This window comes from Flavobacterium sp. CAN_S2, from assembly GCF_015752255.1.
Taxonomy (GTDB): Bacteria; Bacteroidota; Bacteroidia; order Flavobacteriales; family Flavobacteriaceae; genus Flavobacterium.
On record NZ_JADOVA010000001.1, the window covers coordinates 665655 to 678706 of the forward strand.

At 34.3% G+C, this 13052-nt stretch carries 10 protein-coding genes and 2 tRNA genes; 6 read left to right on the forward strand and 6 right to left on the reverse strand.

The window, feature by feature from the left end; genetic code table 11:
- Nucleotides 1-36: 36 nt before the first annotated feature.
- The 3 genes from IWX80_RS03035 to IWX80_RS03045 are packed head-to-tail and all read right to left on the reverse strand — an operon-like array spanning nt 37 to nt 2273.
- Nucleotides 37-798 carry a hypothetical protein gene (locus IWX80_RS03035; protein WP_196852110.1) on the reverse strand — a complete coding sequence of 254 codons (762 nt, stop codon included), beginning with the start codon at nt 796-798 and terminating at the stop codon, nt 37-39.
- Nucleotides 785-1513: a hypothetical protein gene (locus IWX80_RS03040; RefSeq protein ID WP_334682207.1), complete on the reverse strand. Its 729-nt coding sequence runs from the start codon at nt 1511-1513 to the stop codon at nt 785-787. Before IWX80_RS03040 ends, IWX80_RS03035 begins: the two co-directional genes overlap by 14 nt.
- Complete coding sequence (locus IWX80_RS03045) at nt 1503-2273, reverse strand: hypothetical protein (RefSeq protein ID WP_334682208.1); 771 nt, start codon at nt 2271-2273, stop codon at nt 1503-1505. The genes IWX80_RS03040 and IWX80_RS03045 overlap by 11 nt, the downstream gene beginning before the upstream one ends.
- Before the next feature lie 131 nt (nt 2274-2404).
- Between IWX80_RS03045 and pepE the strand changes: the two genes are divergently transcribed.
- Nucleotides 2405-3112 carry a dipeptidase PepE gene (gene pepE / locus IWX80_RS03050; protein ID WP_196852111.1) on the forward strand — a complete coding sequence of 236 codons (708 nt, stop codon included), beginning with the start codon at nt 2405-2407 and terminating at the stop codon, nt 3110-3112.
- Nucleotides 3113-3165: 53 nt separating this feature from the next.
- Here the strand turns inward: pepE and IWX80_RS03055 are convergent.
- Nucleotides 3166-3238 (reverse strand) — tRNA-Gly (locus IWX80_RS03055).
- Nucleotides 3239-3282: 44 nt separating this feature from the next.
- A tRNA-Gly gene (locus IWX80_RS03060) sits at nt 3283-3355 on the reverse strand.
- Nucleotides 3356-3554: 199 nt separating this feature from the next.
- Between IWX80_RS03060 and IWX80_RS03065 the strand changes: the two genes are divergently transcribed.
- Both IWX80_RS03065 and IWX80_RS03070 read left to right on the forward strand, forming a co-directional pair.
- Nucleotides 3555-3746, forward strand: coding sequence for a hypothetical protein (locus IWX80_RS03065; RefSeq protein ID WP_196852112.1), 192 nt, complete (start codon nt 3555-3557; stop codon nt 3744-3746).
- Nucleotides 3747-3848: 102 nt separating this feature from the next.
- A complete protein-coding gene (locus IWX80_RS03070; protein WP_196852113.1) occupies nt 3849-5435 on the forward strand; it encodes a L,D-transpeptidase family protein in 1587 nt (528 codons plus the stop codon).
- Here IWX80_RS03070 and IWX80_RS03075 read toward each other — a convergent pair.
- Entirely contained in the window at nt 5424-6146 is a 723-nt protein-coding gene (locus IWX80_RS03075; RefSeq protein WP_196852114.1) for a murein L,D-transpeptidase catalytic domain family protein, read from the reverse strand. The genes IWX80_RS03070 and IWX80_RS03075 overlap by 12 nt on opposite strands.
- A 188-nt stretch (nt 6147-6334) precedes the next feature.
- Here IWX80_RS03075 and IWX80_RS03080 point away from each other — a divergent pair, with 188 nt between their 5' ends.
- From IWX80_RS03080 to gpmI, 3 genes are all read left to right on the forward strand, one after another.
- Nucleotides 6335-8743, forward strand: a complete 2409-nt coding sequence (locus tag IWX80_RS03080; RefSeq protein ID WP_196852115.1) for a DUF5916 domain-containing protein — start codon at nt 6335-6337, stop codon at nt 8741-8743.
- A 132-nt stretch (nt 8744-8875) separates the two neighbouring features.
- Nucleotides 8876-11281, forward strand: coding sequence for a DUF5916 domain-containing protein (locus IWX80_RS03085; RefSeq protein WP_196852116.1), 2406 nt, complete (start codon nt 8876-8878; stop codon nt 11279-11281).
- A gap of 141 nt (nt 11282-11422) precedes the next feature.
- Entirely contained in the window at nt 11423-12940 is a 1518-nt protein-coding gene (gene gpmI, locus IWX80_RS03090) for a 2,3-bisphosphoglycerate-independent phosphoglycerate mutase (RefSeq protein ID WP_196852117.1), read from the forward strand.
- Nucleotides 12941-13052: the final 112 nt, after the last annotated feature.

Below are 13052 nucleotides of genomic sequence, written 5' to 3' on the forward strand. Positions count from 1 at the left end.
TTTATTTTTTTTAACATTATTGATTTTAAGCTACTATCACTTTCCATGATTTAGTGCAGTTTTGTATTCTTGTGACAAAGCTACCATAAATAAAATGGTCTTTTGATTATTTTTAGATTCTAAAACTTGTAAAAAATTTTCATTTTCCACTAAATAATACTTAAAACCACTTACATAATCAGATGCTATTCCTAATTTGGTGGTGAAAAATTCTTCATCATACCATTCAGAAATTAATTGGACATATTTTTCTTTTTTCTCCAAAATGACTAATTTCTTGAGTCGTTTTGTCCTTCCATTAATTTTATTTAACAGCGGGTCCAGTGGCATTGATCCACCTATCATATTCAATAAGTGTATCGGTTTAAAATCTCCAGCTGTTTTCAAGCGTCTTTCTGCAGGACTATATTTCAAAGGATTTTTAGTAACAATTCCCAAAGAAAGTGGGTTAATTTGACTTTCATTAATAATCACTTCCTTGAGTTCTGTAGTTTTTTGCTCCAGATTAATCAGCATCAACTCACTTTCTAAATCACTTGAACTTATCGTTTTCCTATAGGTTTTTAGATGGACTGCAGTAAAGACCAGTACATCATTGGTTTTCCCCAAAATAAAAAATTCTCCAGCACTATTTGTTTGTGTTTTTGTCCCGTTTTTTAAATTTAAGACATTTATTCCGTTTATACCAACAGAATCGACTTTGATTTTTCCACGAAGCAGCTTTTCATCGAGAGTTTGTCCAAAAGAGATTTGGCATATTATAAAGAACATTCCCCATAAAATGCTATTTATTTTCAAGGGCTATAATTTCATTATAATTTTCCGCAAGTTTCACGATTAAATACATAGTCAATGTTTTATTCTTTGCTCGCAACGCATTTGCAAAGGCAACATCTTCGACACAATAATACTGAAATCCCTTGATATAGTCCAATGGAATCCTTAATGTTTCCGTGTAATATTTATCTTCAAAAAGCACATCAATTCTAGCCAAAAGTTGTTCTTTCTTTTCTACAACAATCTCCTTTTTCAACATGGCTTTTCTACCGGATATTGTATTCAAAAGCCCGTCAATTCCGCCACCGGAAGTTGCTGTGTATAATTTCCTTTCAGATGGTGTGTACTTCTTTTGACCATAATGAATAATTCGTAAACTCTCCGCAGTAATAGAAGATTCATTTACAATAACTTCATTCAAAATAATACTTTTTGGGAGCATTATCACCGATAGAACTTCCCCTAATAAATCCTCTTTAGTGATTTTCCGGCGAAGACCTTCTAAATTAACGGCTGTAAATACCAAAACATCGCCATCTTTTACGGGTATTGTAAAAAAACCTTTCGCATCAGAAACCGTAGTTTTTTCTGTTGTTATATTCACAATATTAATGCGATCAACTGCAACAGAATCTGCAGTTATTTTCCCTCGAATTTCCTTAATATTAGTGGTCTGCCCAAAGGCAACTTGAACCAACAAAAGGATTAAAAACTGTAGCGTATTTTTAATTTTCACCGGCAATTATTTCTTTATATTTCGTAGCTAATTCTCCTATCAAAAAAGTAGTCATTGTTACATTTTTAGACTTCAGAACCGTCACAAATCGTTCATTTTCGATACTGTAATATTCAAATCCTTTGACATATTCAGCAGGAATTTTCAATTTACTCACAAAATAATCCGCAGTAAACATATTTTCTAACTGTCGTAAATAAGATTCTTTCTTTTCAATCTCCACTTCTTTTTTCAACATTTTAGTTCTTCCCGAAATCCAATTTAACAATGGATCCGCCGAAACTGATCCTCCCATCATGCTACCCGCATTTGCTGATGCATTCAGATCACTGGCAGTATATAATTTGCGTTCTGCCGGAGTATAAATTTTCTGACCTCGAGGAATAATCCCCAGTGAAGTTGCGTTAATCCCATTTCGAACAATCACCTCGCGCAATTGATTCACAATAGGCATCACTTTCACATAAAGAATTCCTTTAGCAAAATGATCTTGCGTCAAAAGTAATGTAGTTTCCTTGAATTGCGTCGCGGTAAATAGTAACGTATCTCCAGCAGCTGCCTGAATAGAAAAATTACCGTCACGATCCGTAATTGAAGACTTTTCAGTTTTTTTATTTATAACATAAATGCCTTCTAAAACCGAAACATCAGCAGTCACTTTTCCGTTCAACTGCATTCGGGTAGCTTCTTGTGACCAAACATTTGTTGCAGCAAAAGCCAAAAATAAGTACACAATTCTAATCATCTCTTTGAAAGCCATTATTGACACCTCGTAAAAGTATCTTAATGCATTCCAAATTAAGTACTAAAGACTTGGTAAAAAAATGTTAATTAAAAATTTGAAATAAAAAAGACTGATTTAATATCTTTAGCACAAATTATGCACCAAAAATGAAAAACATACTAATCGCAAGTACCTCAACACTTGCAAACGAGAATTATCTGGAGTATTTATTACCGGAATTGACAACGCATTTCCAGGATTGTGACACCATTCTTTTTATTCCTTACGCCAGACCTGGTGGAATTTCACATCAGGAATACACTGCAATGGTTGGCTTGGCTTTCGCCAAAATAAATAAAAAAGTGATTGGAATTCATCAGTTTGAAGATGCCGCAGAAGCTATAAAAAATGCAGAAGGAATTTTCACAGGAGGTGGAAACACTTTTGTTCTAGTATCCCAATTATACAAGAATAATGTTATGAAAATCCTTTCGGAAGTTGTAAAAAATGGGACTCCGTATTTAGGAACAAGCGCCGGAAGCAACATTTGTGGACTTTCGATACAAACGACAAATGACATGCCGATAGTTTATCCGCCAAGTTTTAAAACCCTTGGATTAATTCCCTTCAATTTGAATCCACATTATTTAGATCCGGATACTTCTTCAAAACACATGGGCGAAACACGAGAAACCCGAATTAAGGAATATCATGCATTTAATACTGTTCCGGTTTTAGGACTGAGAGAAGGCAGTTGGCTGGATGTAAAAGGAGATACAATCACTTTGAAAGGTCATTTGACCGCACGATTGTTTCGACAAAATCAAATTCCTGAAGAATTAGAACCTGGAACTGATTTAAGTTTTTTAAAGTAGTTCCAAAATAAATAACAAAAAAAAGCCGAAACAATTAAGTTTCGGCTTTGAAGAGCGAAAGACGAGGCTCGAACTCGCGACAACCAGCTTGGAAGGCTGGAGCTCTACCAACTGAGCTACTTTCGCATTATAACAGTAAAATAAGATTTCAAAGTAAATTTGAAACTTAGAGCGAAAGACGAGGCTCGAACTCGCGACAACCAGCTTGGAAGGCTGGAGCTCTACCAACTGAGCTACTTTCGCATTAACAACGGTGCAAATATAATTAATAAGTTTGCTTTAATGCAAGTTTTTTTCTTAAAAAGTCTCAATCTTACCGCTTCAACCTTTTTTAAAAAAGAGGATTCAAATCATAAAGAATTTAATATGAAAATATTATACCTTTATAGGACACAAAAAAACCTTTGAAAAAATAATGCAAAACATCTAATAAATAATTGCTTTGGATGCATTTCCGGTACGACTTCCTACACTTCGGGCTGAAAAACCGATAGCAATTTGTCGTTTTGACGGCGATACTTTAGAAACTAGATTGCTTGACTATGATAATCTCTTGGGAGTGGTTTCCTTATTTGAAGAAAAGAACATGTATTCACCCATGAAAAAGAGTGCAGCAACAACAAACCAAATCTAATTTGGTTCAACACCCGAAATGGAAGTTTTTATTTCTTTAGAAAAAAAGAAACTCAATCAATAAGAATCGGAGAATAAAGTATAATTTTTAAAGATATAAATTATGAACATTTCATTTCTGATAGTGTTGTTGTTTACCTTTATTAGTTGTAAAAAAGAAGAACTTAAAGGCGAGGTAATCTTGAAAGAAGAGATTCCAAAACCTCGTGTGCAACCGGAAGGAAAACCAACCAATATGGACTCCACTTTAGTACTTTCATTCCGCAACAAAGTGCTTACAGATTTTTACACATCTACAAATTACAGGACAGTTTGGCAATCCCAAGAAAAGAGAAAAATAATTTTAGCCGAGCTTAACAAAGCAGGTGAAGAGGGACTCAGCCCAGAGGATTACAACGTAAAATCTTTATTTGATTTCGAAAAAAAAGCAGCCTCTCTGGATTCTGTAGATTTGGCAAAATATGATATTTTACTGACTTCCAGTTTGCAAAAATACATTTCACATCTCACTAACGGAAAACTAAATCCTCGAAAATTATATAAAAACTGGGATTTGAAACCTAACGAAATCAACCTAAATACAACAGTCGCCCAATTACTTCAAACTGATTCTTTAGTTTATAAAATAGAACAATTGAAACCCAATCATCTTGTTTACAAAAGATTAAAAAAAGCATTACAGCAAATTAATACTTTTCCAAAAGACAACTTTAAATCCATAAAATTCTCAAAAATAATAACTCCGAATGACACAAATCCTTCCCTCATCGACATCAAGAAACGATTAATTTATTGGAAAGAATTACAACCTAAAGACAGTCTTACGCCGATTTATGATGAAGAAACGGTTCGTGCCTTAAAAAAATTCCAAAGTCGGCACGGTTTAGCCGCCGATACAAAAATTGGAGCTGGAACCATAGCGTCACTTAATTTTTCTAAAACCCAACGCACACAACAAATTATAGCTAATCTGGAACGCTGGAAATGGTATCCAAAACAAATGGGCAAAGAATATATTATCATCAATATTCCAGATTATAAGTTGTCACTGGTAAACAATAGTGATACTTTGAGAACGCACAGAGTGATTGTGGGAAGAGCTAAAAGAAAAACACCAGTGCTAAGTTCTAAATTGACACAAGTCGTTTTTAATCCAACCTGGACAGTTCCGCCAACCATATTGAGAGAAGACGTAATTCCTGCAATTTTAAAAAGCAGAAGCTATTTGCCAAATTCAAACATTAAAGTTTATGATAGTAATGGAAGAATCGTAAGTCCGTACAAGTGGCAATTATCTCAGGCCAAAACGTATCGTTATGTACAAAGTCCGGGCACTTTCAATTCGTTGGGCATGGTAAAAATCATTTTTCCAAACCGTTTTTCCGTTTATTTACACGATACAAATCACAGAGATTACTTTGACAAAATTGATCGTTCATTAAGTTCCGGCTGCGTTAGAGTAGACAATCCATTGGAATTAACAGAATACATATTGAACGACGGAGTCAATTGGAATCTGGAAAAAATCACAGAAACACTACAGAATGAGAGAACGAAATTTGTAAAAATCAAAAAAGAAATAGCCTTCCATATTCTATATTGGACTGCTTGGAGCGAGAACAACAAATTGATTTTCAGGGATGATATTTACAACCTTGACGCTGATTTGTACGATAAATTACGAAATTGATTTAGCTCCAAATTTAGGAGCTCTAGAAGGATGATAAATAAAGAAACACGATTTACCTTTTATAGTACTGATTATTTCCTTAGATAATTCCGCAGGAACAGCAGGACAGCCTTGACTTCTTCCTAATCTGTGATTGTTTTTTATAAATGAATTGGAAACATAATCCGCCGCGTGCATTACTACGCCTCTTGCTCTTGCATTATCATTTACTCCTTTTTCTAAACCATCTAAACGAAGTGACATGCCGTGTTTGCCATTATAAATTTCACCTGTGGAATAAAATCCAAGGCTACTTTTATACGATTCGGCTGCATTTGAGAAATTAGAAGCATATTCTTCGCCAGTATTTCTTCCGTGGGCAACAAGAGAATGATACAATACATCTCCACTGATTAAGTCAATTACCCAAAGTCTTTTGGTATTAGAAGATAAACTAAAGTCGATTAACGTTAAAATGTCTTTTTTGATTAATCCTTTTTCTTTCAACGAATAATATCCTTTTAAGGCAACTGCAAAACTTTCCAATTTAGGTAAAGCAAATTTGTCAGAATGTAAATTATTGTAGGCCATTTCGATTTTAGTCTCATCACTAATTGCTACCATTTTGGCATAAACTACTGGTTTAATAATCTTTGGCTCAGAAAAAGATGTTTTACTTGAAGAGAAGGATGCAAGCATAAATAAAACAGTAGGAAGTATCGTATAAATCATTGGTAGTGTTTAAGTTATAAGTTAATTCGGGTTGCAAACGTACGTATTAAAGGACCTTGAAAACAAAAATTATGAAAACTTTAATTATAATATAACAAAATATTCTAGAAAAAATTGTCTATCTGCTTAAAAATAAAAATACATTATGTACTATTTTTGCTATTTTTGTTCACATACATTAGTAATTCATGACAAAACATATTTATTTATCATTACTTTTTTTAATTACCTGCAGTATTAACACCTTTGGTCAAAAAAAGACACTCCAAGCAAAATCCATCACAGAAAACATAACAATCGACGGAAAGATCAACGAACAAATTTGGGAATCGGCCTCGATTGCTTCGGACTTTATCATGTTTGAACCTGACAATGGAAAACCGATAAGCAATGATAAAAAAACAGAAGTAAAAGTGCTGTATGACAACGATGCTATTTATATATCGGCAATGTTGTATGATAACGAACCTAATAAAATTCAAAAAGAAATCACCAATAGAGATGTTTTTGGGGTTTCCGATCATTTCTCCGTTTACATCAATGGCTTCAATGATGGTCAACAAGATTTTAGGTTTTTTGTAAGTGCGGCAGGAGTTCAAATGGATTGTTTGGCAACAGAGGATTATGAAGATTTTACGTGGGACGCCATTTGGGACAGCGAAGTGACAATTACGGAATTTGGCTGGGTTGTAGAAATGAAAATTCCTTATGCCGCTTTGCGATTTTCGAAAGCCGACAAACAAACTTGGGGCTTGAACTTCATGCGTGAAATAAAGCGTGATGTACAAAAATATACCTGGAACAGGATTGACACTAAAATAGGTGCTGTGATTCCACAAGCAGGAATTCTTCAAGGAATCGAAAGCATTCAAACTCCTACTCGACTTTTCCTGATTCCATATACATCCGCCTACTATCAGCAAAGTGACATTGGCTCTGACAGAACTTTCAAAGCTGGATTGGATATCAAATACGGCATTAACGACTCTTTTACTTTGGATGCCATATTAGTTCCAGATTTTGGACAGACAAAATTTGACAATGCCATTTTAAACCTATTGCCTTTTGAACAAAGATTTGAAGAAAATAGACCTTTTTTTACGGAAGGAACTGATTTATTCAGCAAAGGCGGTTTATTGTATTCGCGTAGAATTGGCGGAAGCCCAATTGTTGAAAGAGAAAATCTTGAAGCCCAATTGTCTCCAAATCAAGAAATAACCGATTTTCCTAGTACTGTGGATGTGATTAACGCTGTAAAAATATCTGGTCGCACTGCTAAAGGACTTGGAATTGGTTTTTTGAATGCAGTTAGTGAAAAAACATACGCAACCATTTTTGACACAACCACAAAAACTGCATCAAAAACGGTCGTACAATCCTTGACCAATTACAATATGTTGGTCCTCGATCAACGCTTCAACCAAAACTCTTCGGTTACTTTTGTAAATGCAAATACTATCAGAAACGGTGGTTTTAGAGATGCAAATGTTTCGGCATTACTGTTTGACTTAAATACAAAATCAAATACCTATAATCTATACGGTGACTTTAAATACAGCTCTATCAATACAATTGAAGACTATGATGGATTTAAAACAGAAATTGGATTTGAAAAAACAAGCGGGCAATATAGATATGGTTTTTCTGGAAAATATCTTTCTGAAAACTACGATGTGAATGACTTAGGCATCAATTTTTATTCTAATTATCACAATGCTTACGGACATGCAAGCTATAGAATAGTAAATCCAACCAAAATTTTTAATACTTTCAGATTAAATGAATATGTAAATTTTGAAATAGACAATACTTCCGGAAAATTACAAACTGGTGCTTTTGGGACAGAAATAAGGGCGACAACATTAGGGAATGATTCTTTAGAGCTTTTATTCGAATTAACACCCGTCAAAACATTCGATTTTTACGAGCCTCGTGAATATGGAAGATATGTATTTCTTCCAGAAAGAATGATTACCATTCTAAATTTCACCTCAAACGACAACAATCCTTTTACATTAATTATCCAACCTACATTTACAAAATACAATGAGAGTGGTAGAAATAATTATGGCTTTTATTTAGGTTCAAAATACCGATTCAATGATAAATTTTCTTTAGCCTTCGCATCTGAATACACTAAAATGATTAATGATCGTGGATGGGTTGCCTTTGATGATACAGAAATTGTATTTGCAGAACGCAATCGAGAAATCCTTCAAAACGATCTTACTGGAAAATATTCCTTAAACAATAAAATGACCTTTAACTTAACGGCTCGCTATTATTGGTCGTATTCTAAAAATCATGAATTCTTTACCTTGCAAAACAGCGGTTATTTAATTCCAAATACTAGCTACGCACAAAACAAGGACCGGAATTTTAATTCCTGGAACTTTGATTTATCCTATTCATGGTGGTTTGCGCCAGGAAGCGAAATCTCAGTTTTGTACCGAAATTATGGTCTGCAAAGATCTGACATTGTTGAAAAAAGAGTATCCAAAAATCTTGATAATATCTTCAAAAGCGATCTTACGAACGTGCTTTCAGTAAGCATTCGTTATTTTATTGATTATAATACGGTAAAAAATAAATTTTAATTTTTTAAAAACAAACTGTAACATTCGATTGAAAATGGAGTCTATTAATCCAAACTACTGTGTGGATTGGTGATTTGTCCCTTTGAAACTATTTTGGTTTTTCTAATTTTGCATCAATCAATCAACAGTTTCATGAAAAATCATTTATTGCTTTGTTTCCTCTTCATAAGTGTCTGTGGCTACAGCCAAAAAAAGACATTACAAACAAAATTCATTTCCGAAAAAATTGAAGTTGATGGTAATTTAAACGAACCTATTTGGCAATCTGCTGCAGTTGCAACTGATTTCATTATGTTTGAACCTGATAATGGCAAGGCAATTCCCGAAAACAAAAGAACAGAAGTAAAAGTCTTATACGATAACGATGCCATATACATTGGAGCCATGATGTATGACGACAATCCAGATAAAATTTTAAGAGAAATCACTCAAAGAGATAATTTTGGTACTTCTGACATTTTTGGAGTTTTTATTAACGGTTTTAATGACGGGCAACAAGATTTTCAATTTTTTGTAAATGCTGCTGACGGTCAGGCCGATTGTATTACAACTGACACCAATGGCGAGGATTATTCGTGGGACGCCGTTTGGAAAAGCAAAGCCGTAATTACAGCTAAAGGTTGGATTGTCGAAATGCGAATTCCATACGCAGCACTCCGTTTTTCTGGTGAAAACAAACAAACTTGGGGACTTAATTTTTTTAGAGAGATAAGACGAGACCGACAAAAATTTACTTGGAACTTCATCGATTCTAAACTTGGAACATTTACCCAACAAACCGGAGTTTTAGAGGGAATTGAAAACATAAAACCTCCTACCCGACTTTTTCTTTTACCGTACTCTTCTTTTTATGTAAATGCGGACGCAAGGCAAAAAACATACGGAACTCTTAAAGGTGGATTGGATTTAAAATATGGAATAAACGATGCTTTCACACTGGATATGATTCTTGTTCCTGATTTTGGACAAACAAAATACGACGATCAAATTTTGAATTTAGGACCATTCGAACAACAATTTAATGAAAACAGACCTTTTTTCACGGAAGGAACCGATTTGTTCAGCAAAGGAAATTTAGTTTATTCGAGACGAATTGGGGGCGTTCCAACATATAAGTTAAATGAAAATGAATCATTTGCAGAGACTCCAAATGTCAGTCTTATCAATGCGTTTAAAATTTCGGGCAGAACTAAAGATGGTTTAGGAGTAGGAATTCTGAACGCTGTTACGGAAAAAACACCAACCTCTATTTATAACCGTGAAACCGGCAAAATCAGAAATGAAATAGAACCACTGGCAAATTATAATGTTTTAGTTTTAGACCAACGCTTTCGCAAAAATTCCTCTGTTGCGTTTGTGAATACAAATGTGACCCGAAACGGAAGTTTTCGTGATGGAAATGTGACTGCATTAGTTTGGGATTTGAATACCAAGAAAAACACCTACAACCTCGCCGGTGATTTTAAGTACAGTTACATCAATGGTGTTGAGGACAAAAAAGGTATTAATTCCCAATTGAATTTCTCTGAAACCAGCGGTAAGTTTCGTTATGGAGTTGGGGCTGATATCACCACAAAAGATTTTGATAATAATGATTTAGGAATCAATTTTGAGACTAATTATTACAGTCTATATGGTAACACTAGTTATAGAATTTTGAATCCTACGAAGTACTTTAACACTTTCAATGCCAGAATAAACGCTTATTCACAATTTCAAAAAGAAACAGGCAAATTACAAACGGGCAATATTAACTTTCAAATTAATTCGAATACCAAAAAAAATCATTACTTCGGAATAGGTTTCGATGCAAATCCGCTAGAAACCTATGATTATTATGAACCAAGAGCTGCTGATAGATACGTTATAAGACCTAGTAAACTTGGAGGATTTATTTATATTTCAACCAATTACAATAATAGTTTCGCCATTGATTTTAATCCATCTTACGCCGTTTTTGACGAGGCAGGAAGAAATTCGTATGGCTTTTCTCTTGGTCCGAGATACCGTTTTAGCGATAAATTATCGTTGAATTATAATTTCAATTTTTTCAGGCAAAACAATAACAAAGGCTACATTGACAGTATTAATGAAGACCTAAATTTGGCAACGCCAAATACAATACTTTTTGCGAATAGAAATGTTATTACCTATTCGAATACGGTTTCGGGAAAATATTCGCTGAACAGCCAAATGACTTTTAATATTTCGTTACGCCATTATTGGTCCTACGCCGAAAATAAAAATACTTTATCCTTAGAACGAAACGGCAGACTTATGGATTTTGCAGGATATACTGACAACAAAAACTCTAGTTTTTATTCCTGGAATGCTGATTTGTCTTATACTTGGTGGTTTGCGCCAGGAAGTCAGGTTTCTGTTTTGTATCGAAACAATGCGGGTGCTTTTGAAAGAAACATCAATAAAGAATTTAGAGAGAACTTCACCAATTTATTGAATAATGATGCATTGAGTCATGTTTTCTCGATTAGTGTGCGCTATTTTATAGATTATAATGAAGTGAAGAATAAATTCTAAATGCATAAACCTTAAAAAAGGTAACTTTCCACAACAAAATAATCATTATTTGTTATGCTTAGCCTCTGAATCTATAATAGTGATTTTGATTCACTTGAAGATTTTTAGAAATACTTTATCTTTGCTTAAAATAAATTTGCAATGAATAAAAAAGTAATTCTTATGATTTTGGACGGTTGGGGAAAATCTCCTGACCCAAAAGTTTCTGCTATCGATAATGCCAATGTTCCATTTATTAATAGTCTTTATAGAAATTATCCAAGTGCTCAACTTAGAACTGACGGATTAAATGTTGGACTTCCTGAAGGGCAAATGGGAAACAGTGAAGTAGGTCACATGAATCTTGGCGCAGGCCGAATTGTATATCAGGATTTAGCCAAAATTAACCTTGCCGTAGCACACGACACTTTGGCGAAGGAGCAAGTTTTAGTTGATGCCTTCACGTATGCTAAAATACACAATAAAAAAGTACACTTTTTAGGTCTGGTTTCAGATGGAGGCGTACACTCTCATACATCTCATTTGCGTGGCTTGATTGACGCAACACAACAACATGGTTTACAAAAAGTTTTTGTTCACGCCTTTACTGACGGTCGTGATGTAGATCCAAAATCCGGAAAGCATTATATTCAGGATTTACAGGATTACATTGCTAATACTACCGTAAAACTGGCTTCGGTTGTGGGACGTTATTATGCGATGGACCGAGACAGACGTTGGGAAAGAGTAAAACTTGCTTATGATTTATTGGTAAACGGAATTGGAACACATTCAACAAATGCAGTAGCTTCCATCGAGGATAGTTATGAAGTCAATGTAACTGATGAATTTATTCACCCAACGGTTATTGTGGATGAATACGACAAACCTCTAGCAACAATTGAAGAAGATGATGTGGTTATTTTCTTTAATTTCAGAACGGACAGAGGAAGAGAATTAACAGAAGTATTGACTCAAATGGATTGTCATGAACAAAACATGCACAAACTTAATTTGTATTATGTTACGCTCACTAATTATGACGAAACGTACAAAAACGTAAAAGTCGTTTACAACAAAGATAATATTACGGAAACTCTTGGAGAAGTTTTAGAAAAAGCCCACAAAAAGCAAATTCGTATTGCTGAAACGGAGAAATATCCTCACGTGACTTTCTTCTTTTCCGGCGGAAGAGAACAGCCTTTTATTGGCGAAAGCCGCATCTTGAAAAACTCTCCAAAGGTTGCCACTTATGACTTGCAACCGGAAATGAGTGCTTTTGAATTGACAGACGCTTTAATTCCTGAATTGGAGAAAGAAGAAGTAGATTTTGTTTGTCTTAACTTTGCCAACGGCGATATGGTGGGACATACCGGAATTATGAGTGCAGCAATAAAAGCCTGTGAAGCGGTTGATAAATGTGTTGAAAAAGTAATCACGGCAGCATTAGCCCATAACTATACTACCATCGTAATTGCAGATCACGGGAACTGTGAGACCATGATTAATCCTGATGGAAGTCCAAATACGGCGCATACTACAAATCCAGTTCCAATTATTTTAGTGGACAAAGATATAAGAGTAATTCATGATGGAGTTCTTGGCGATATTGCTCCAACCATCTTGGAATTAATGGGTGTCGAAAAACCGGAGGTAATGACTTGTCATTCTTTACTTTAAACAAATTAAAAATTAATATTTAACTAAAAGCTGCTTTTCTTATGAGTAGCTTTTTTTATAAATAAAAGTTAAAATCTCAATATTGATAGTAATACTATTATATTTGCATAAA